This is a genomic window from Novosphingobium album (ex Liu et al. 2023), assembly GCF_029076845.1.
Lineage (GTDB): Bacteria > Pseudomonadota > Alphaproteobacteria > Sphingomonadales > Sphingomonadaceae > Novosphingobium.
On sequence record NZ_JARESE010000062.1, the window covers coordinates 169,145 to 190,102 of the forward strand.

A 20,958-nucleotide genomic window follows, 5' to 3' on the forward strand; every position below is an offset into this window, starting at 1 on the left:
TAAGGGGCCCCGACCGTGGGGGCGTGATGAGGAAATCGGACGCCTTGAAGGCTATGGCAAAGGCGCGTGGGGTCCGTATGCGTCATTTGACGTAGGCAGCCTTGCGCGCGAGCGACCTAGGATCGCAGGCGAAACGAAAGACGCGATCGCGCAAGGACCGGCGGCAGGTGCACACGGCACGTCCAACAATGGCAGGCATGGGGCGGAACCTGGCGGTTTCGCTGGCCTCGATCGCGCCAGGGCCGCTGCTGCGGCGGACCCTGCGCGATCCGCTGGTGCCGTTCCTGCTGGCCGGCTTCCTGCTGTTCGGCGGCTACTTCGCGCTGGAGGCCGGGCGCCGCGAGCCGATCCGCTTCACGCCCGAGGCCGAGGCCGCGATGGTCGAGGAGTTCGAGACGCTGACCGGGCGCAAGGCCAATGCGGCCGACCGGGCGCGGATGAAGGACGAATACCTGACGCGCGAGCTGCTGTTCCGCGACGCGCTGGACCGCAATCTCCACCTCACTTCACCCGAAGCGCGCGAAATGCTGATCGAGAAGGAACGGTACCTGATCGCCGGCGCACCGCCCGAGCCGAGCGATGAGGACCTGGTCAATTTCTATGCCGAGAACATCAAGCGCTATTGGGGCGAGCCCAGGACCAGCTTTTCGCAAGTGTTCCGCAGCCAGAAGCCGGACGATGCCGGCGCCCTGCTTGCCGCGCTCAACGCCGGCCGGGCCATTCCCTCGGACGATTTCTGGCTGGGCCATTCCTTTCCGGGTTACGGCGACAGCATGGTGCGCGGCATTTTCGGGCAAGGCTTCGTCGATGCGCTGAAATCGGCGCCACCGGGCCGCTGGATCGGCCCGATCGCGTCCTCGCGCGGCTGGCATTTCGTGCGCGCCGCCAGCCGCGAGCCGGCCGCGCTGATGCCCTATCCCGCCGTTCGCGATCAGGTCCGGCAGGACTTCATGATCGCCCATACCCGCACCGCGATCGACGCCGCCGTCGCGCGGCTCAAGGAGAAGTACGATGTCGTGGAAGACTAGGCTCCTCGCCCTGATGCTGGCGCTGATCGCGCTGGCCCCACAAAGCGCGCTGGCCGACATTTTCCTCTCGGCCGATTTCGCGCTGACGCGCGGCGAGGGCGAAAACGAATACCAGTTCACCGCCGCCGTGCCTGAAAATGTCGCGACATCGGCGCCGGTGGCCTGGCCCGACGGCTGCCGCCAGACCGCCATGACCCGGCAAAGCGCGGCGGGGCGCGCGCAATTCGGCTTCACGTTCGCCTGCGACCACCCGTTCCGCGCCGACGATGTGATTCGCACGCCCTGGAAAGTGGATGGCGGCCGCTTTGTCAGCACCTTGCCGGGTGTCGAGGTCGATCGCAGCCTGAGTTCGGACGGCAGCGGCATTACCGTTCCCGTCGGCGAGGCCACGGCGACGGCGCGTCCGCTGGCCGAGCTTGCCGGCGAATTCCTCCGCCAGGGCGTCTGGCACATCCTGATGGGCTGGGATCACCTGGCCTTCGTGCTCTGCCTTGCCTTGCTGGCGCGGGGCCGCCAGCTCGTCTGGCTGGTGAGCTGCTTTACCATCGGCCACTCGATCTCGCTCGGCCTGGCCTTCTTCGAAGTGGTTCGCGCGCCGGTGCCGCCGGTCGAAGCGGCGATCGCGCTGTCGATCGTGTTCATGGCGCGCGAAGCGCTGCGCGGGGCGAAAGGCGCGGCGCTCTTCGCCTTCCGCCGGCAAGTCGGCGTGGTCTCGCTGTTCGGCCTGCTCCACGGGCTGGGCTTCGCCACGGCGCTGGGCGAACTGGGCGTGCACGAGGGCGAGAAGCTGGCGAGCCTCGCGTTCTTCAACATCGGCGTGGAGATCGGCCAGCTGGTCTTCGTCAGCGCGGTCATGGCGGCACTGGCGGGTCTGCGCGCGCTCTCGCTGGCGGTCCCGGCGCGGGCCGCCGCGCTCTATGCGGTGGGCGCGCTCGGCAGCTTCTGGATGATCGAGCGTGTCGCCGCGTTCGCCACGGTCTGATCGCCTGACATCGCAACCGCGCCGGCCGGCCCCGCCGCGAGCAAGGCGCGAAGGGCCACAAGCCGTTCACGCCCTTGCGGCAGGTCCGGCCGGTCGGCCAGCGCGGCGGCGGCAAACCCGGTCAGATTGGCGACCGCGAAGCTGACTCCGTACAGATTGCGCCGCTGCGGCACGCCGGGAATCGGCCGGGGGTGGCCCGAGGCGAGGAACCCGGCCTCACCCCCGCGCTCGCCCCTGCGCTCGCCTTCGCCCTCGCCCTCGCCCTCGCCTGTCGCCACACGATAGCTTTCGCGCGGGCAATCCCAGTCCAGCCCGACGCCGATCGCTTGCGGCAGCGCGCCGGGAAAGCACGGTGTGCCATCGACATCGCGCGCGGCAACCAGCACCACGCCCGCCTGCACCGCCCTGGCCGCGGCCGCCGCGAAGACCGGCCCATGCGCCGCGTGCGTGGTACCCAGGCTGAGATTGACCAGATCCACGCCCGCCGCGACGCACCAGTCGATGGCGGCGACCAGCGCGCGCGGCGAAGCGCGCAACGCCTCGTCGAACACGCGCACCGTGACGCAGCGCGCCTGCGGCGCCCATTGCTGGATCGCGGCGGTGACGGCGGTACCATGGCCCAGCCGGTCGGGCGTGGCGCCTTCCAGAAGCGTCCCGTCACGCGCGACGCCGATGCCCGGATCGAGCTGGCCGGCCAGGATATGCGGATGATCGGGCTGCACGCCGCTGTCGACCACCGCGATCCGCACGGGCCGCTCAGGCATCGGCAAGCACCGCGCCGCGCGTCATGCGCACGCGGCCGGCCTCGACCGTCAGCACGCTGTCGGCAATCCGGGCCAGCGCGGGCTTGTGGGTGATGATCACCAGCGTCGCGTCGGGCAACGCCTCGCGCAGGCGCCCGGCGACCAGTTGCTCGGTCTCGGCATCGAGCGCCGATGTCGGCTCGTCGAGAATGAGCACGCCGGGCCGCCGCAGGATCGCGCGGGCCAGCACGATCCGCTGGCGCTCGCCCGCCGAGAGCGCAAGGCCGCGCTCGCCCGCGAGGGTGTCATACCCTTCGGGCAAGCGCGCGACGAAGCGGTCGAGCCCGGCGGCGCGCGCGGCCGCCTCGATCTCGGCCCGGCTCGCCTCGGGCATGGCGAAGGCGATGTTGGCCGCGATCGTATCGTGGAACAGGTGCGGCGCCTGATCGACCAGGATCACCTCGCGGCGCAGGTCGTCGAGCCGCAGATCGCGCAAGTCCTGCCCGTCGATCAGTATGCGCCCCGCGACCGGATCGAAATAGCGCACCATCAGATCGGCCATGGTCGATTTGCCCGCCCCGCTCTCGCCCAGCACCGCGCAGATCGACCCGCCGGCAATCGTGAAATCGGCATCGGCCAGCACCGGCTCGCGATCATAGCGCATCGACACGCCTTCGAACCGGATGGTCCCGCCGGCCGGCGCGAAACGCGCCGCGTCGGCGCGCTCGACCACTTCGGGCGCGGTATCGAACAGGGCGAAGATCCGGCCAAGCGACACCCGCGCCGAGGCCAGGCCCGCGGTCAGGCCCATCAGCGTCTGCACCGGCGAAAGCAAGCGCATGTGGTACGTCATGAAAGCCACCAGCGTGCCGATCGACAAGCGCCCGTCGATGATCAGCGCGCCGCCGTAAAGGATCACGGCCGACGTCGCGGCGGTCATCAGCGTTCCGGGCAATCCGCCCGCGAGATAGGATGCGGTCTGCATCCGCAGCATGGCGGCGACGAACGCGTCGTTGCTGCGCCGGAAGCGCGCCACCTCGTGCTCGCCCGCGCGCAGCGAGGCGACCACGCGCATCCCCATGATCGTATCGACCAGCAGGCTGCCCAGGTCCGCGCCGCGCTGGCGCATCGTCGCGGTCAGCGCGGTCAGCCGGCGCTGGCACCAGGCGAAGGCAAGCAGGCTGGCCGGCACCAGGACGATGCTGACAAGGAACAGCCGCCAGTCGAGCCACAGCATCATCGCCACGCAGCCGACGAAGAACAGCAGGTTGCTGACCACCGAGAGCATTGTGTCGGCGGCGATGCGCTGCACGTCGCTGACATCGCTGTTGATCCGCGAGACCAGATCGCCCAGCCGGAAGCTGCCGTAGAAGCGCGGCGAAAGCGTCTGGAGATGGCGCAGCAGCGCAGCGCGGATATCGAACAGCATCGCCGCCGAAAGCGCGACGTAGCGATAGCTTGCCAGGATATTCACGGCGAAGCCGGCCAGCGTGATCACCACCATGATCGCGGCGATGCGCACCAGCTCGCCCATGTCGCGGCGCAGCAGGGCATCGTCGATCAGCAGCTTCGACAGGTAAGGCTGGGCCAGGCCCAGCGCGGTGGAAAGCGCGCTGATCAGCAGCACCATGACCAGCCCGCGCCAGTAGGGCCGGATATAAGGCGCAAGGCGGCGATAGCTGCGCCAGCTCGCCACCGCCTCGGGCGCCGGAACCGGCGGGATCGTGGCCGGCGCGTTCATGCCGCCAGCGCCCTGGGTTCGAGACGGAAGCCGCGCAGGACGAAGCGGGGCTCGGGCTCGCGGGCCAGATAGGCCGTGCACAAGGCATGGCCCCGCGCCAGCGCGGCCGATTGCGCGCGCCACCATTCGCCTTGCCCGCCGGTCTCATAGAAGCGCGCGCAAAGCTGGAGATGGCGCCGCATCGCCGCCACCAGCATCGCCTGGTAATGCGCCAGCAAAGCCGCGCGGTCCGCGCCGCCCGCCGCCGCGTCGATCACCGCCGAGGCGAGCACCGCCTCGCGCACGGCCTGCGCGGTGCCATCGCCGCAGATCGGATCGAAGCCCAGCGCCGCCGTGCCGCACGCCAGCCAGCCAGCACCCGCCAGCGGCAAGTGCAGGCGCGGCGCGGTCACGAACGGGGCCGAGCGCGCCGCACGCAAGTCGATCGCCGGGCCGACCAGCCGGCTTTGCCCGACCAGTTCCTCCAGCGGCGCGCCGAAGCCCAACAGCCAGCCCTGCCCCTCGGCGCCGGGGGCAAGGAACAGCCAGCCCGCCGGCAGCGCCTCGATCCGGCATTCGCCGCGCGCGGCGGGATCGCGCAGGGCCACTTGCGCGGCGACGGCATGGCGATCGCCGAACACGCGCAGCTCGCCCTCGGGCATGGGCGGCGCGGTGAAGATGGTGAAATCGCGGTTTTCGCCCGCATCGGCGCCGGGGCAATCGCTCGCCAGCGCCTCGTGCAAGTCCCGGTCGGATACCAGGATCGCGTCGTGCGGCACGGTGACGGGCTCCTGCCCGCCCCACGCGACCACCCGGCGCGTGACGCGCGGGCGATCGGCGAAGAGATCCGACCGGCCGAAGACATCGCGCACCAGCGCGAGCGCCGCCGCGCTCAGCATGACCGAGGGCACTTGCGGCCGGGGTGCGGGTTCATGCGCCACGCGATGTCCAGCGGCGCCCAGCAGGTGCGCGCAGGCCGCCGCCGCGACCCCGCCCCCCCGGACGCCAACGATCATCGGCGCGCCCGCCCGGCCCCGGCCCGGATCATGGCACCACGACCATGCCGGCTCCGGTGGTGTCCTGGCCCAGATCCCAGGTCTTTTCGCGCTTCAGCGTCCTGGCGTCATAGACTTCGATGTCATAGCTCGCGCCATAGATGTACAGCTTGGCGCCATCGCCCGAGAGGCCGAAGCGGAAGCGTGAGCGGCACGGGAACTCCGCCTTGTCGAGCACCGCGTTGGTGGCAAGGTCGAAGCGCCAGAACTCGCAGCGCTTGTTGCCATATTTGCCGGTGGTGACGACGGTATAGGCCTCCTTGCCGTCAGGCGTGACTTGCAGGCCGGCCATGGTCTCGGGCGCCGGGCCGATCGGGGTGAAATCGAACCGGCGATCGTTCAGGTTGAAGCGCGCCACCCCGAAGACCTTGTTGTGCACGTAAGGATCGGTCGCGTTGAACAGCGAGACGTACTGGCCGGCCACCTGAATGGTATCGAGCGCGCCGCCGAAGCCGACGTTCTCCAGCCCGGTGCCTTCGGGCCTGGCCAGGTCGATCCGGTCCACCGTCTTGAGATCGGCGATGTTCACCACCAGGATCTTCTTGCCGAAGACGTAAAGCGTCTTCCCGTCGTTCGAGACTTTGTAGGCCGCGCGCCGGCCGCCGCCGCGTTCGTCTTCCTTGGGGACATCGGCGGTGCGCACGATCTTGCGGGCCTTGAGATCGACCACGGCATATTGCGGCTTGCCGACCGTATAGCGATCCAGCCCCTTCTCGATCCGCGTGACCACGGTGTAGAAAAAGCGCCCGGTAGGGTCCGCCGTGCCGCCGTAGAAGCGATACCTGGTCGCCCCGTCGTTCAGGCTGAAATGGTTCGTCACCTTGCGAGTGGCGGTGTCGATCACCTCGATCCCGCTGGTGGTGATCGTGGTCACATAGATGCGCTTGCCATCCTCGGACAGCTCGATCCTGGTGGGAAGCCCGGTTTCCAGCTTCAGCCGTTCGGTGACGGCGCCCTTGGCCTCATCGAACACCAGGATCGAATCCGGGTACGATCCCATGAACAGCGTGGCCGCCGTGGCCGGCATGGCGAGGGGGAAGGCCAGCGCGACGCCGGCCAGCGCGATGTGGCGCAAGATCATCGCGCGCCTCACGGGAACACCAGATCGAGATTGCGCCAGTCCTTGGTGGCGGAGGCGCAATTGCTCGCCCAGTCGGGCGAATAGTTGACGTGATCGGGCACCTGCACTGGCCAGAAGCAGGTGACGTAGCAATCGTAGATGTCGCGCTCCACCGGCTGGCACAGCCCGGCGGTACCACCCGAGGCATCGACTTCCCATCCCGGCGAGAACGAGAGCGTGCATCCCATCGGCACGTGCGGGCGCGGTTGCTGCAGGGCGACCACGTCCTCGTCCAGCGAGGCGACAAGATCGTCGATGCGCCGCGCCTTTTGGTTGATCGGCTTGAGGTGCTTCATCACAGCCCCTTTCGTTCGGCAAAGCGTTCGAGAAACGACGGATTGCGGGCGGCCAGCTCGCCATAGATGTGCAGGCAGCGATCGGTCCATTCGCGGATCCAGTCGCAGTAATGCAGGTTGGCATGGCCGGTATCGCCATAGCGGACGAAAGCCTCGTGATGGCAGCCGCCGGCGCAAAGCGGGCGGGCCCAGCAGGTCTGGCAATCGTACTTGGCTTCGACATGGCCGCGATCGAGGAAATCCTTCTGCGCGGTCCGGTCTATGCCGCTGGAAACATGGCCCATGGTATGGGTGTCGGCATCGGTGAAGCGGTGGCAGGGTGAAAGATCACCCGAGGGGCTGACACCCATCAGCCCCAGCGCGGCGCCGCAGGGATGCGACTTGTTGACGCCCTGGATCAGTTCGCCGATCGTCTCGCTGACATTGCTGAAGCCGTGCATCAGGCCGCGCAGGGCATGGTCCAGCCATTCGTCGGCCAGTGCGTGGAAGCCGGCGAGCACCTGATCCATGCCCATGCCGTCGATCGCATAGTCCCGTTCGCCCGATTGGGTGACGGGGGCGAAGCCCACTTCGTGGAAGCCCAGATCGTCCTTCAGGTGGCGATAGATCCCCACCACGTCGGTGACGCCTTCGGTCAGGGTCACGCGCGCGGTGACGGCGCGCGTCCTGTGGCTGGCGATCAGCGCGCGCAGCCGGGGCTCGATCACCGCGTAGCTGCCCTTGCCGCTGCGATAGACGCGGTGCCGGTCCTGAATTTCGGCCGGGCCGTCGATGCTGACGGTCACGCCGATGGCATTGTCCGACAGGAAGGCGATGATCGGGTCGGTCAGCAGCGTGGCATTGGTCGTCAGGCTGTAAGTGATCGCCTTGCCCAGCACGGCGGCCTGCCCGTTGGCATAATCGACCACGTCGCGCAGCAGCGGGAAGTTCATCAGCGTCTCGCCGCCGAAGAAGGTGATGTGCACCGCGTTGCGCGGCCCGGACTCGGCGAGCAGGAGATCGACCGAGGCACGCGCGGTCTCCTTCGTCATGTACTTGGGCTTGCCTTGCGGCGTGGCGATCTTGTCCGCGCCGAATTCGTAGCAATACGTGCAGGCCAGGTTGCACTGGTTGGTGACGTTCAGCACCAGTGCCTGCAGCGGGAAATTTGCCGGCGGGGTTTCCGGGGCGGGTGCCGGCAAGGCGCGGCCATTCTCGATCACCCGGACCTGGCGCAGCTCATGGATCAGTTCCTCCGCCTCGGCGGAGGACTGGCCGCGCGCGGCCAGGACCGCGACCATCTCGGCGTGCGACAGGCTGGTCCCCTCGATCCGGTCAAGCAGCGCGCGCACCGCCGGATCGATCTCGAACACCGCGCCCGCGCCGACCAGATAGAGGTAAGGCCGGCCCGCCGCTTCGAAGGCATGGTATTCGCCCTGGCGGAAATCGCCCGTGCCGGCGGCGTCGCCGCGCAGCACGCTCGTCTGGACAAGGTTCATTGCGACAGCTCCGGCTGGTCCCAGCGCTGGTAGGCCGGGACAGTGACGACAAGGTAGGCGCGGGCGCTGAGCGGCTTGCCGAAAGCGTCCTTCTCGGACTTGGCCGTCGCCACCACCCAGACATCGCCGTAATTGTTCCGGCCGAAACGACGCTCGGGATTGGGACCGTCGGACGCGGGGGTGAACAGCGCGTTCTGGCCGATCTGGCCGACGAACCGGGTATCGTCGTCGTAATAGACCGACAGGAATTCATCGATGCTCCAGGTCACGGCGATCGGGCCGATGGCGACATCGTCGCCCGTGTTGGCCTTGCCATCCGCGCCGTTGTCGAAGCCGATCGCCTCGAACTGCTGGAAGCCCTTGGCGTGCTTGCCGCCGCCCAGCCGGGCCAGGCCGGTCTCGGGCGTGACTTTCAGGAAATCGACCTTGCGGTAGACCGGGAAGGCCCTTTCCAGAAACGCGCCGCCCACCGCGACATCGCGTGGGCCGGGGGCCGCGTCGGCGCCGACATCGACCGTCAGCACCAGCTTGTCGGCACTGGCCGAAACCACCTTGCGCACTGCCACGCCCGAGCCCAGGCCGATATCCGCCACGTCCGGCGCGGCCGGCAGGTTGTGGCCATGGAGCACCACCTGGGCTCCACGCGATCCGGCCTTCAGCGCGCCGGGATCGACCGCCAGCACGGCCGGCGCGGCGCTGGCGCGCACCAGCTTCACGTCATAGCCGAACTCGTGATATTCGCCCCAGAACCAGCGGCCGATGGCGCGCTGCTGGTCGGGCGTGAAATGCATCGTCTCGCGCACTTCGGCGGCCAGGTTGTCGGGCCCGCCGGTGCCTGCGCCGCTGCCCGAACGGCCGCGCCAGGCATAGCCGCCATAGACCAGGCCGTTGCCGCTGCGCGTCATGGTGCTGCCGTCGGCCAGCGAGCGCAGCGTCGTGGTGGTGCGGAATTCATCCGGCGCGGTGCCGGGGGCGATCGTCATTTCGCCCACGAAGCGGCCCTTGCCGGGGACGGACGCCGTCACCAGCCAGGTGCCGGCAAGCCGGGGCTTGCCTTGCCGGGCGCTCCACGCGGCCCATTCGGGGGTGTGCAGCGGCGCGGCCTTGCGCATGTATTCCAGCGCGACTTCGCCGTTGGTCGGCTTGGCCGGGCCATCGCCGTCGCCATCGTCCCCGCCCTCGATGCGGCTGTATTGGGCATAGGCCTGCGAATAGAGCGCGACATGCAGATCCTGCAGGTTCTTCCATTCCACCTTGGACCGGCGCCACGAAAGCGGCTGGCCGAAGGCATGGCAGGAAACGCAGGCACCGCGCACCGCCTCGTTGGGGATGTTGGTCTCGTCGACGATCCGCTTTTCGGGGATATAGCTTACCGCCACCGCCTCTTCGGGCGCCAGCCCGTGCGAGGCCGAGAGCGAGCGGACGACGGCGCGCGAATCCTCGGGCGAGATGTAAAGGCCGTTGAGCCGGACCATGCGCTTGATCGCCTGGGCCCAGCCTTCGGGCGTGGTGCGCATCCAGGAAATGCGTGACAGGTTGCCCTTGGCGTCGGGCGCGTGGCACGCGCCGCATTTCTCGCGCACCAGCGGATCGCCTACCGGAATGCCGGCCTCCGCCTCCACGGCGGCTTCATCCGGGCTTTCCGCATGGATCGCGGACTGCGCGAAGACCGCCGACGCGCAGGCAAGGGCCGCCGTGGCAAGCCAGGGAACACGGACTTGCGTAACCCTCATAGTTTCACCTCGAAAGCCTCCTGGGGGTGCTGTCCGGCCAGCTTAGGTGCGACCGGGGGCAGCGCCATTGAGCAAATGACGTATATCGACCGTGCCCGCGCGCGCGGGCCTTACGAGTTGCCGCGGGCGTCCTTGACGGACACGGGGCTGAAGTATCCTGGGGCGAGGCCCTTGCGGCGCATCGCGATGCCTGAGAGGCAGGCGTTCAGCAGGTAGTTGCTGTTGAGCGCCGTCTTGTAGCTGGTGTCGAGGTAGGGGGCGACTTCGACGATATCGATGCCGGCGATGTCGTTTTCGGCGCACAGGCGGCGCATGATCGGCTGCGCCTCGCGCATGGTCAGGCCGCCGGGAACCGGTGTGCCGGTGCCGGGCATGAAGGCCGGATCGAGCACGTCGACATCGAACGAGATCCACAGCTTCCTGGTGTTCTGGCGCGCTTCCTTCAGCGCTTCGGCCATGACCTTGTCCCAGCCGTATTTCTCGACCTCGACCATGGTGTGATAGCGCATCCCCTTGTTGCGCATCCAGCCGAAGGTCTCCAGATCCGGTCCGCGCGCGCGCAGGCCCACCTGGATATAGTCCCGGGGATCGACATGGCCTTCGTGGAGCACCCGGTAGACCGGCGATCCATGCGTGATCCAGTGCACACCGTTGCGGCCGACGTCGTAGTGCGAATCGAAGTGGACGACGCCGATCTTGCCCTTGCCGTGGACATCGGCGGCGGCGGCCACGTTGGGATATTCCAGGCTGTGGTCGCCGCCGATGACGATGGGGATCGCGCCGGTTTTGGCGATCTCGCGCACCACTTCGCGCACATGATCGACGCTGCGCTCGGTCGAGTTCTGGTCGATGGCGATATCGCCGTAATCGACGATCTTCAGCTCCGCATTGGGATTGATCATCGAATACATGTCGTTGCCGCCCGCGCCGCCGGTCATGCGCAGCGCGCGCGGGCCGTCGATGGCGTTGCGCCAGCCCGAACCCATGTCGAGCGGGGCACCGACGATCGCGACATCGACCTTGCCCGCGACCAGATCCTCCGGCGTCAGCGCCACGGGCGCGCCCGCGAAAGTGGAGAAGCCGCCGCCGTAGCCGCCGATATAGCGGCCCAGCTGCATGGGTCCGGCCTCGCGCTTGGGATCGAGCGAGCCGGGCCGGCGCAGCTTCCAGGCATTGAACCAGGGCGAACTGGTATCGAGCGGAATGGTCAGCTTGTCGCGGCCCGCCTTGTATTCGGCCTGCTCGTAAAGCGCGTAGATCGCATCGATATAGGCAGCCAGCTCGTTCGCGGGCAGCGTGCGCGCGCGTTCGAACAGGGCGTCCTTGTCAACGTAACGCCCCGCCTCACCGCTTTTCAGGAAGGCGAGCTTTTCCGGCGCGAGCCCGGCCAGCCGCTCGGCCACGTCGGCCGGCAAGTCCAGCGGCTTGGGCTTGCCCATGATGTCCTCGGCCGGGATCGGCGGAGGCGGATTGGGCGAGACATAGCTGTCGCCGGCCATCATCGATGCGGTCGCGGCGGCGGCGGCCATGGTCCAGCCCGCCAGCGTATTGATCGATACCATGAATTATCCCCCGTTCGCGTTCGCCCATCGCGGGCGTCAGTCTCGGCCGCGAGCCTCGCCTGGTCGCGCTCGCTAGTCGGTCTTGCTAGCGACCTTGCGCATCGCGATCCCGCTGAGGCAGGCGTGGAGGATGTAGTTGGCGCTCATCCGGGTGACGTAAGTCGGATCGAGGATCGGCGCGGTATCGAGCAGGTCGAAGCCGACCACGTTGGTCTTCGAACAGATCTGCCGGATCATCGGGATCGCCTCGCGCATCGCGATGCCGCCGGGCACCGGCCGCCCGGACGCTGGCGCGTCACCGGGATCGAGCACGCTCATGTCGAAGGACACGAAGACGTTCCTGGGCCCCTTGGCGAGACCCGCGACGATATCGTCGGTCACGGCCTGCCAGCCGCGCTCGGCGATCGCCGAGGTGGGCAGGATGCGCACGCCGGCCGTCTTGAGGCGGGCCTGCGTGGCGCTGTCGGCCTCGCGCCCGCGCATCCCGACGTGGATCACGTCGGAACCGCGCAGCACCTTGTCCTGCATCAGCCGCGACAGCGTCTGGTTGTCGGAAAGGAAGTGATCGCTATTGACCTCGGCATCGGCGTGGGCATCGAACTGGACCACGGCGACATTGCCCGCGCCGTAATTGTCCACCATCGCCGCCACGTCGGGATACATCAGCGTGTGATCGCCGCCGACGATGAAGGGCTTCACGCCGACCGAAGCCATTTCGGCCACCATTTCGCGCACATGGTCAAGCCCGCGATCGGGGGCCATCGAATCGATCGTGAGATCGCCGTAATCGGCGATGCTCAGCACCAGGCCGGGATCGACCCCGCCATCGGCATCGGCGCCGATCAGGCCATCCATGCCGCGCAGCGCCTCGGGCGCGTGCTTGGCGTCGCGCCAGCCCGACGAAAAGTCCAGCGGCGCGCCCACGAAGGCGACTTCCACCTTGCCCGCCACCAGGTCTTCCTTGCGGATCGCCACCGGCGCGTCGGCGAAAGTGGGGATGCCCGACTTGCGGAACATATAACGCTTCAGGCTGAATGGACCGGGATCGCGCTTGAGCTTGTCGAGAAAGGCGGGACGCACCACGGTGCCCGAATTCCACCCGCGCGCCTGCGGGTTGAGCGCGATTTCCGAAGGATCGCGGCCGGGCTGGTACTTCGCGTCCGCGACCATCGCCATCAGCCCGTCGACATAGGCCGCCGCGTCCTCGGGCGAACGCGCCTGCAGCGCGATGCGGACCTTCTCGAGCGTCAGGCCGAAGTGGGCGAGCAGGTCCTTGTCGGCCAGGAACGCCTTCTTGTCGGCCGGCAGCGCGGCGATGGGATCGGCGCCCTGCGCGATCGCGGCGCCGGAAGGAGCGGCAGCCAAGAGGCAGAGGCCGGCAATACGTACGACAATTGTCTTGTGCGCCATGATCTGGATTCCCTTACGAGTTGCCGCGGGCGTCCTTGACGGACACGGGGCTGAAGTATCCTGGGGCGAGGCCCTTGCGGCGCATCGCGATGCCTGAGAGGCAGGCGTTCAGCAGGTAGTTGCTGTTGAGCGCCGTCTTGTAGCTGGTGTCGAGGTAGGGGGCGACTTCGACGATATCGATGCCGGCGATGTCGTTTTCGGCGCACAGGCGGCGCATGATCGGCTGCGCCTCGCGCATGGTCAGGCCGCCGGGAACCGGTGTGCCGGTGCCGGGCATGAAGGCCGGATCGAGCACGTCGACATCGAACGAGATCCACAGCTTCTTGGTGTTCTGGCGCGCTTCCTTCAGCGCTTCGGCCATGACCTTGTCCCAGCCGTATTTCTCGACCTCGACCATGGTGTGGTAACGCATCCCCTTGTTGCGCATCCAGCCGAAGGTCTCCAGGTCCGGTCCGCGCGCGCGCAGGCCCACCTGGATATAGTCCCGGGGATCGACATGGCCTTCGCTCAGTACGCGATAGACCGGCTGGCCATGATCGAGCAGGTGCACGCGCCCGCGTGCGATATCGTAGTGCGAATCGAAGTGGACGACGCCGATCTTGCCCTTGCCGTGGACATCGGCGGCGGCGGCCACATTGGGATATTCCAGGCTGTGATCGCCGCCGATGACGATGGGGATCGCGCCGGTTTTGGCGATCTCGCGCACCACTTCGCGCACATGATCGACGCTGCGCTCGGTTGAGTTCTGGTCGATGGCGATATCGCCGTAATCGACGATCTTGAGCACCGAGCCCGGATTGATCATCGAATACATGTCGTTGCCGCCCGCGCCGCCGGTCATGCGCAGCGCGCGCGGGCCGTCGATGGCGTTGCGCCAGCCCGAGCCCATGTCGAGCGGGGCGCCGACGATCGCGACATCGACTTTGCCCGCGACCAGATCCTCCGGCGTCAGCGCCACGGGCGCGCCGGCAAAAGTGGAGAAGCCGCCACCACGGCCACCGATGTAGCGGCCAAGGTCGATCGGCCCGGCCTCGCGCTTGGGATCGAGCGAGCCGGGCCGGCGCAGCTTCCAGGCATTGAACCAGGGCGAACTGGTATCGAGCGGGATCGCCAGCTTGTCGCGCCCGGCCTTGTATTCCACCTTTTCGTGCAGCGCATAGATCGCGTCGATATAAGCGACCAGCTCGTTCGCGGGCAGCGTGCGCGCGCGTTCGAACAGCGTATCCTTCTCGACATAGCGGCCCGACAGCCCGCCCTCGATGAACGCAAGCTTTTCGGGCGCGAGGACCGAGAGCTTCTCCTTCACGTCGGCCGGCAGCTCCAGCGGCTTGGGCCGGCCCATGTCATCCTCCAGCGGCAGGACCGGAGCGGGCGTGCCCGCGTTGCGCATGTCGGCGGGAATATCGCCGGAAAGAGCCGCGGCAATCGCGGCGGCGGCTGCCAGGCTCCATCCTGTCACGGCGCTCATTGACGTCATACTGTACCTCCGGCGTGCGCGGGCCGCGCAAGCATGGTGTGTTTGGTTCGAAAGAAGTCGCGGTCTCGATGCGCTATCGAGGCAAGGGGCTACGCAACAAGCTTCCGCACCCCCATGGGGTATTTGACGTAGTTGGGACCGCGAGCGACAGCCGCCGGCGTCCTACGTCAAATGCCCCATTACCCGCCTGCGGTACTCTCCATACCTTTTCCCGAAATCAACAAGAAAAATGGGGCGGCCATTGGCAGGTGCCGGGCGGCGTAACGCCGGTCCGGGACAGTCAACGATGCTCGGGAGACGCCTGAACCGGGAGGAAACACAAGCCACCAAGGGGGGTACTTCATGACCAAGAGCGCAAGAAAACTAAAACTCGGGCTGCTTTGCGCAACCATGCTGACGACGTCGCTGGCAACCGCGCCCGCTTATGCCCAGGCAGAGCCCGCGGCCGAAGCCGATGCCGGCGATGACGTGATCATCGTTTCCGCCACGCGCCGCGCCACCAGCATCATGGACACGCCGATCAACATCTCCGCGATCGGCGGCGAGACGCTCCAGGACGAGCGGCTTGACGACGTCAAGGACCTGGGCGCGTTCACGCCGGGCCTGACCGTGACCGACACCGGCCCGCGCGGTTCCGCCTCGATCGTCATGCGCGGCCTTTCGGCCGACGGCACCGGCACCGCCGGCTCCAACTATGACAACGCGATCGGCACTTATCTTGGCGAAGTCCCGCTCTATCTCGACTTCAAGCTGATCGACATCGCCCGCGTCGAAACGCTGCTGGGCCCGCAAGGCACGCTCTACGGCCTCGGCACGCTGGCCGGCGCGATCCGCTACATTCCCGAACGACCCGATCCGACGCAGGTCTCAGGCTCGGTCCACGGCCGCGTCTATGACGTCGCCCATTCCAGCGGCGTGGGCTATGTCGGCGATGCCACGGTCAACCTGCCGATCATCCGCGACGTGCTCGCGTTCCGAACCGCCAGCGGCTATTACTACGATCCCGGCTTCATCGACTATCCGTTCATCGTCGCCGAACCGGGCGTATCGATAGCCCAGCCGGGCGGCGTGACCAATCCGCTGGGCACGCCCGAGCAGCAGAACGCCAACTTCAGCCCCAAGAAAGACCTGAACTGGGAAAAGACGATCACCACGCGCAACCAGCTTGGCCTGACCCTGCCCACCTTCAAGGCCTATCTCACTTACGCATTCCAGCAGACCAAGAGCGGCGGCCGCCAGGCCAACGGCTATGGCGTGCTGGGCGAAGGCAAGTACGAAGCGCCGTGGCGCTATGCCGAGCCGTCCAAGCGCCAGTCGCACCTGCTCAGCCTTGAGATGGAAGCCCAGCTTGGCGAGATCATGCAGGCGGTGTGGACCAGCGCCTATACCAAGACCAAGAACCACACCATCGGCGACGTGACCGACCTGCTGCTCGATCTCGATTACGACTACGAGCTGTTCCCGGCCTTCGCCGGCTTCACCACGGGCGACAACACCCGCAAGCAGTTCAACCAGGAGATCCGGCTGGTCTCCACGCATGGCGGCCCGTTCAGCTGGGTGCTGGGCGGCTTCTACAACGAGATGAAGTACCACGCCGACAGCATCGAGCGCCTGCCCGGCTTCGCCGAGTTCGCCGCCTCGCCCCAGGGCAACGTGATCTATGGCAACTACTACAATGGCCTGGTCCGGCCGGACGGCGCCGAATACGTCTCGTTCACCGATTCCAAGACCGAGGAAATGGCCGCGTTCGGCGAACTGACGTTCCGCCCGATCCCGGCCTGGCAGATCACCGTGGGCGGCCGCTACTTCAAGTACGACACCTCGATCACCGGCGGTTCCGATACGCCGCTGACCAAGTCCGGCCGCACGCGTATGCCCTATCCCAGCCTGGAGATCGCCTCGTCGCGCATTCGCAGCGGCAAGGCCAGCGACGACGGCTTCGTCTGGAAGCTCAACACCTCGTACAACTTCACGCCCGACATCATGGCCTATGCGACCTACAGCAAGGGCTATCGCATCGGCGGCGTGAACCGCGTGGTGCCCTGCATCCTGCCGATCAACACCGCCGAGCAGAACCTGTGCGCCCTGCCCGACGAACTGTCCTATGGCCCGGACAAGGTGAAGAACATGGAACTGGGCGTGCGCGCCAGCCTGTTCGGCGGCCGGCTCAACACCAGCCTGGCGGTGTTCCAGCTCAACTGGGACGGCATCCAGCTCGGCAGCTCGACCCAGTACGGCAACATCGGCATCACCGCCAATGGCGGCAAGGCGAAGTCGAAGGGCGTGGACTTCACGTTCCACGCCAAGATCACCGATCAGTTCACCCTGCGCGGCAACTATTCCTACCTCGACGCCAAGCTGACCGAGGACGTGCCCGGCCTGCTTTCGCCGGCCACGGGTTCGGGTGACGTGTTCTCGGGCGATCGCCTGCCCGGATCGACCAAGAATTCGGGCGCGCTGGCGGCGGTCTATACCCTGCCCGTGGGCATGAACAACCTGGTGATGAACTGGACCGCCACTTACACCGGCGGCATCCTGACCTCGCCCGGCGCGCGCGGTGGGGGCGAGCGCCTGCCGTCCTATGTCATGCACCGCGCTTCGGTGACGTATCGCACCGATGCGTGGGAAGTGTCGCTTTTCGCCAACAACATCTTCGACAAGTACGCGATCACCGGCGTCGGCCAGGATCTCACCCGCTACCGGCAGATCAACGACGGCATCATCGGCCGCTACTACTCACGCGGCGTCGCCACGCCGCGCGTGATGGGCCTGGAAGGCCGCATGAAGTTCTGATCCCGCCTGTCCCCAAGGCAGGGGGCGGAACCGCCATGGCGGTTCCGCCTCCTCTTTTTTGGGCGATCGGGCTGGCACGATCGAGAGGCAGCCTTGGGATGGGGCCTGGCGCCGCCCGGCCAGATCAATCGGCGCGGATGCCCTGCGCCGCGAACCATGCGCGCACGGGCGCCAGCGCCTCGGCGTGGGCTTTCCAGCGGCCGATGGCATCGGCATTGAGCGCGCGCCGCACTTGCGCCGCGCTGGGGGTGGCCACGGCCGCGCGGTTCTCGTGGAACGAGAGGCACTGCGGCTCCCACGCCAGCCCGCAATGGTCCAGCAGGCGCCGCGTCTCACCCTCCTGGTCGGCGACCAGCGCCTCGTAGGAGAGCGGGAGCACCCGGCCGGGATAGAGCCGCTCCCACAGGGCCATCAAGGCATCGAAGCGCGCGTAATACCGGGCCGTATCCATCAGGTCGTAGGAAAAGGCGTAATAGGCCGACTGGCTGGCGAACAGGTTCTTGAAGTTGCTCCACACCGTGTCCATCGGATGGCGGCGCAGGCAGACGATGCGCGCGTTCGGCAGCGCGCGCGCGATATGGCCGACATAGAGGAAGTTCGCCGGCAGCTTGTCGATGAAGCGCGGCGTGCCTTCGGGCCGGTGATGCGCCGCGCGGGCGAGGTAGAGCGCGCCGATCCGCGCGGGGTCCACCGCCATGGCCGCCACGGCGGTCTCGGGGTCGATCACATGCCGGCTGCGCGTTCCGGCCAGCTGCTTGACCGCCAGCGGCATGGCCTGCAGCTCGCCCGCCGAACCCACTTGCGAATGCGAGGAGAGGATGCGGTCGACCAGCGTGGTGCCCGTGCGCGGCATCCCGACGACGAAGATCGGCGAAGCATCGCCATCGCCCGGCCCTGAAGGCGCGGCGGCACCCGCGAAGGCCGTCTCGATCGCGTCGAAGATCGCCGCGTCCTGCGCGAAATCATAGCCGATGGCCTGCTTCTGCTCGGCATTGGCCTGCGCCAGATAGCGCCCGGCCGCCTCGGGCTCGCCGATATCCTCGTGCTCCTTGGCCAAGGCATAGCGCAGGCGCAGCCGGTCCTGCGGATCGCGCGCGGCGGCCAGCGCCCTGGCCAGGCGGGCGGTGTGGTTCGCCGCGGCCGTCTGGCGCGACAGGATCGCCAGCGCATAGTGCGCACGGGCATGGCCCGGATCGCGCGCCAGGATCGTCTCGTAATGCTGGCGCGCATCCTCGACATGGCCGGTGAAGCCGCAGGCGGCGGCCAGGTTGTAGCGGAAATCGAGATTGTCGGGCGCGCGGGCGACCGCCGCCCGGAACGGCGCCAGCGAACCTTGGTGATCGCCCAGCCGCGCCAGCACGCAGCCGATCGTATCGAGCGTGCGCGCGTCGGCGGGGTCCAGCGCGAGCGCGCGACGTGCCGCCGTGGCCGCCTCGCCATCGCGGCGCAGCAGGATCAGCACGCGCGCGTATTGCGCCAGATGCTCGGCCTCCGGCCCGCGTTTCAGCGCTTCTTCCAGCATGGGCACGGCCTTGCCCACCTGCCCTGCTTCCACCGCGACCATGGCCATGAGGAAATAGCCCTCGGCACTGGCCGGATCGGCCAGCACCAGCCCGCGCGCCGCCTCGGCCGCCGCCGGCAAGTTGCCGCGCGCCAGGGCGGCGCGGGCATGGCCGCCCCCCCTCATGCCGCCTTCCGTCATGCCATCCCCAGGCTGAAGCCGGCCACCCGCTCGATCGCCCAGAAGCAGCCGATGATGCCCGCGCCGTACAGCGCGGCCCGGCGCACCGGTTCGCGCTGGCCCAGCGCATTGGCGATCGCCATGATCGCAAGCACGGCGCAGACGAACAGGAGCTGGCCCAGTTCCACCCCGGCGTTGAAGAACAGCAGCCCGCTTGCCCGCTCGCCCGGCGCCACACCCAGTTCGCGCAGCACCGTGGCGAAGCCCAGCCCGTGCAGCAGCCCGAAGCCGGCGACCACCGCCATCTCGCGCCGGCGCTGCGCCGGGCTCACCACGCCATCGGCGCGCACCATGATCGCCTCGCGCGCCATGAAGGCGATCGACAGCGCGATCACCGCCTCGACCGGCGGCACCGGCATGTGGATCACGTCGAAGAAGGCAAGCGCCAGGCTGAGCGAGTGCCCCACGGTAAAGGTCGTGACCAGCAGCAGCAGGAAGCGGCCCCGCGCCAGCAGGCACAGGCACAGCACGAACGAGAGGTGGTCCCAGCCGCCCAGGATGTGGAGCACGCCCTGCCAGGTGTAATAGCGCGCGATTTCCGGCAGCGGCCGCGCGCGCTGGACGCTCTGGGCCAGCGGCAGCGAGAGCGCCTCGCCATCGGTCTGCAAGGGCATCTGCACCCGCGTGCCGCTGACCGACGTGCTGAACGTGCCGCCATCGACCGCCCAGGGCGTGACGATCCGGGCATCGGCGGGCAAGCGCCCCTCACAGGCGATGCCGATGGTATAGCGCATCACCGTCCCCTCGGCCGCGCGCTCGCGCCCGGTCTCGCGGCAGCCTTCGGGCAGGCCGAGCGGGTCGTTGCTCGCCAGCACTTCGGGGATCGTCACCGAAAGCTCGTAAGTGCCCGGATCGGCGCCGCGCTGCAGGTCATAATCGCCGATGCGGAAAACATCGGCCAGCGCGGGCGCGGGCAGCAGGGCCGCCAGCAAGGCCAGCAGCAGGAACGCCGCCAGCGCGCGCGGGAGCGGCCTAGGATTCGACACGGATCTTGTAACCCTGCTTGAGCCTGGCGACTTCCTTCTCCACCGCCGCGCCGGTCTCGGCGGCAAGATAGTCCTGCCGCACCTGATCGCGCGCGACGGGATAAGGCAGCAGCTTCGCATCACCCCGGCCCAGCACCTCGACGAAGTGCCACCCCCGGGTCGAGCGGATGGGCCCGGCCCAGGTGCCGACGGGCTGGTCCTTGATCGCATCGAGGAAGGGCTGGCCGAACATGCCGCGCAGCATCGAGATGCCGTATTTGGACAAGTCATGCCCCATCCAGAAATCGTCACCGGCCACGGTGCCGCCGCCGTTCAGCCTGGCCAGCAGCGCGGGCGCGTCGGCGGGCTGCTTTTCGAAGAACACGTGCCGTAGCGAGATCTCCGGTTCGGCGCGGTAGAGATCCTGATGGCTGGCATACCAGGCGATCAGCTGGTCCTCGGTGGGATCGGCCGGCGCGCCGGCGATCATGAACCGCACCCGGTCGATCAGGCGCTGCTTGGTGGCCTTGTCGGTCATGTGCATCCCGCGCGCGATGGCTTCGCGGAACAGCAGTTCGTTGGCGACATAATCGTCGATCAGCTTCTGCTTCGCCTCCGCATCGGGGGCATGGCCGGTCATCAGCGAATAGTCGTCGGCCAGGCTCCGCTGCACCGATACGGGCACTTCGATCGTCTGCTTGCGGCCCACCACGCTCCAGTACAGCAGGAAGATCGCGCCCGAGACGACGAGGAATATGACGAAGGGATCGCGCAACGCGGTACCGCGAAGCCAGGCGATCAACTGACGCATCGACGCAAGATCCTTCAATGCCTTCCGGCCGCCGGGAAATCCGG

16 protein-coding genes are annotated in these 20,958 nt (G+C 67.8%); 3 read left to right on the top strand and 13 right to left on the bottom strand.

From position 1 onward, the window contains the following. Window positions 1-188: 188 nt before the first annotated feature. Window positions 189-1,028 (top strand): peptidylprolyl isomerase, encoded by an 840-nt coding sequence (locus tag PYV00_RS17945; RefSeq protein WP_275229655.1) that lies wholly within the window; start codon window positions 189-191, stop codon window positions 1,026-1,028. Then, window positions 1,012-2,010: a HupE/UreJ family protein gene (locus PYV00_RS17950; RefSeq protein ID WP_275229656.1), complete on the top strand. Its 999-nt coding sequence runs from the start codon at window positions 1,012-1,014 to the stop codon at window positions 2,008-2,010. The genes PYV00_RS17945 and PYV00_RS17950 overlap by 17 nt, the downstream gene beginning before the upstream one ends. On the opposite strand, the gene qhpE is transcribed toward PYV00_RS17950, so the two are convergent. The 10 genes from qhpE to PYV00_RS18000 all read right to left on the bottom strand — a co-directional run bounded on the left by qhpE (window position 1,944) and on the right by PYV00_RS18000 (window position 14,604). Continuing rightward, window positions 1,944-2,774: a subtilisin-like serine protease QhpE gene (qhpE, locus tag PYV00_RS17955; RefSeq protein ID WP_275229657.1), complete on the bottom strand. Its 831-nt coding sequence runs from the start codon at window positions 2,772-2,774 to the stop codon at window positions 1,944-1,946. The genes PYV00_RS17950 and qhpE overlap by 67 nt on opposite strands. Further along, window positions 2,767-4,494, bottom strand: a complete 1,728-nt coding sequence (locus PYV00_RS17960) for an ABC transporter ATP-binding protein (protein ID WP_275229658.1) — start codon at window positions 4,492-4,494, stop codon at window positions 2,767-2,769. The genes qhpE and PYV00_RS17960 overlap by 8 nt, the downstream gene beginning before the upstream one ends. Further along, window positions 4,491-5,489: a hypothetical protein gene (locus PYV00_RS17965; RefSeq protein ID WP_275229659.1), complete on the bottom strand. Its 999-nt coding sequence runs from the start codon at window positions 5,487-5,489 to the stop codon at window positions 4,491-4,493. The genes PYV00_RS17960 and PYV00_RS17965 overlap by 4 nt, the downstream gene beginning before the upstream one ends. Window positions 5,490-5,517: 28 nt before the next feature. Beyond that, the gene (locus PYV00_RS17970; protein ID WP_275229660.1) at window positions 5,518-6,609 is read right to left on the bottom strand and encodes a YncE family protein; all 1,092 of its coding nucleotides are present in this window, start codon (window positions 6,607-6,609) and stop codon (window positions 5,518-5,520) included. 8 nt (window positions 6,610-6,617) lie between these two features. Continuing rightward, window positions 6,618-6,944, bottom strand: coding sequence for a quinohemoprotein amine dehydrogenase subunit gamma (qhpC, locus tag PYV00_RS17975; protein ID WP_275229661.1), 327 nt, complete (start codon window positions 6,942-6,944; stop codon window positions 6,618-6,620). Continuing rightward, window positions 6,944-8,422 carry a quinohemoprotein amine dehydrogenase maturation protein gene (gene peaB, locus PYV00_RS17980; protein WP_275229662.1) on the bottom strand — a complete coding sequence of 493 codons (1,479 nt, stop codon included), beginning with the start codon at window positions 8,420-8,422 and terminating at the stop codon, window positions 6,944-6,946. Before peaB ends, qhpC begins: the two co-directional genes overlap by 1 nt. After that, a complete protein-coding gene (gene peaA, locus PYV00_RS17985) occupies window positions 8,419-10,155 on the bottom strand; it encodes a quinohemoprotein amine dehydrogenase subunit alpha (RefSeq protein ID WP_275229663.1) in 1,737 nt (578 codons plus the stop codon). Before peaA ends, peaB begins: the two co-directional genes overlap by 4 nt. 110 nt (window positions 10,156-10,265) lie before the next feature. After that, the gene (locus PYV00_RS17990; protein ID WP_275229664.1) at window positions 10,266-11,717 is read right to left on the bottom strand and encodes an agmatinase family protein; all 1,452 of its coding nucleotides are present in this window, start codon (window positions 11,715-11,717) and stop codon (window positions 10,266-10,268) included. A gap of 72 nt (window positions 11,718-11,789) precedes the next feature. Then, window positions 11,790-13,127 (bottom strand): agmatinase family protein, encoded by a 1,338-nt coding sequence (locus tag PYV00_RS17995; protein ID WP_275229666.1) that lies wholly within the window; start codon window positions 13,125-13,127, stop codon window positions 11,790-11,792. Window positions 13,128-13,140: 13 nt separating this feature from the next. Beyond that, on the bottom strand, window positions 13,141-14,604 hold the full coding sequence (locus PYV00_RS18000; protein WP_275229668.1) for an agmatinase family protein: 1,464 nt from the start codon (window positions 14,602-14,604) through the stop codon (window positions 13,141-13,143). A gap of 342 nt (window positions 14,605-14,946) precedes the next feature. Here PYV00_RS18000 and PYV00_RS18005 point away from each other — a divergent pair, with 342 nt between their 5' ends. Beyond that, a complete protein-coding gene (locus PYV00_RS18005) occupies window positions 14,947-17,397 on the top strand; it encodes a TonB-dependent receptor (RefSeq protein ID WP_275229669.1) in 2,451 nt (816 codons plus the stop codon). A gap of 124 nt (window positions 17,398-17,521) precedes the next feature. Here the strand turns inward: PYV00_RS18005 and PYV00_RS18010 are convergent, their stop codons facing one another. From PYV00_RS18010 to PYV00_RS18020, 3 genes are read right to left on the bottom strand one after another with little or no spacing between them, the layout of a single operon-like run. Beyond that, on the bottom strand, window positions 17,522-19,084 hold the full coding sequence (locus tag PYV00_RS18010; RefSeq protein ID WP_275229670.1) for a tetratricopeptide repeat-containing sulfotransferase family protein: 1,563 nt from the start codon (window positions 19,082-19,084) through the stop codon (window positions 17,522-17,524). 11 nt (window positions 19,085-19,095) lie between these two features. After that, window positions 19,096-20,124 carry a HupE/UreJ family protein gene (locus tag PYV00_RS18015; protein WP_275229671.1) on the bottom strand — a complete coding sequence of 343 codons (1,029 nt, stop codon included), beginning with the start codon at window positions 20,122-20,124 and terminating at the stop codon, window positions 19,096-19,098. Continuing rightward, entirely contained in the window at window positions 20,111-20,914 is an 804-nt protein-coding gene (locus tag PYV00_RS18020; RefSeq protein WP_275229672.1) for a peptidylprolyl isomerase, read from the bottom strand. The genes PYV00_RS18015 and PYV00_RS18020 overlap by 14 nt, the downstream gene beginning before the upstream one ends. Window positions 20,915-20,958 lie beyond the last annotated feature (44 nt).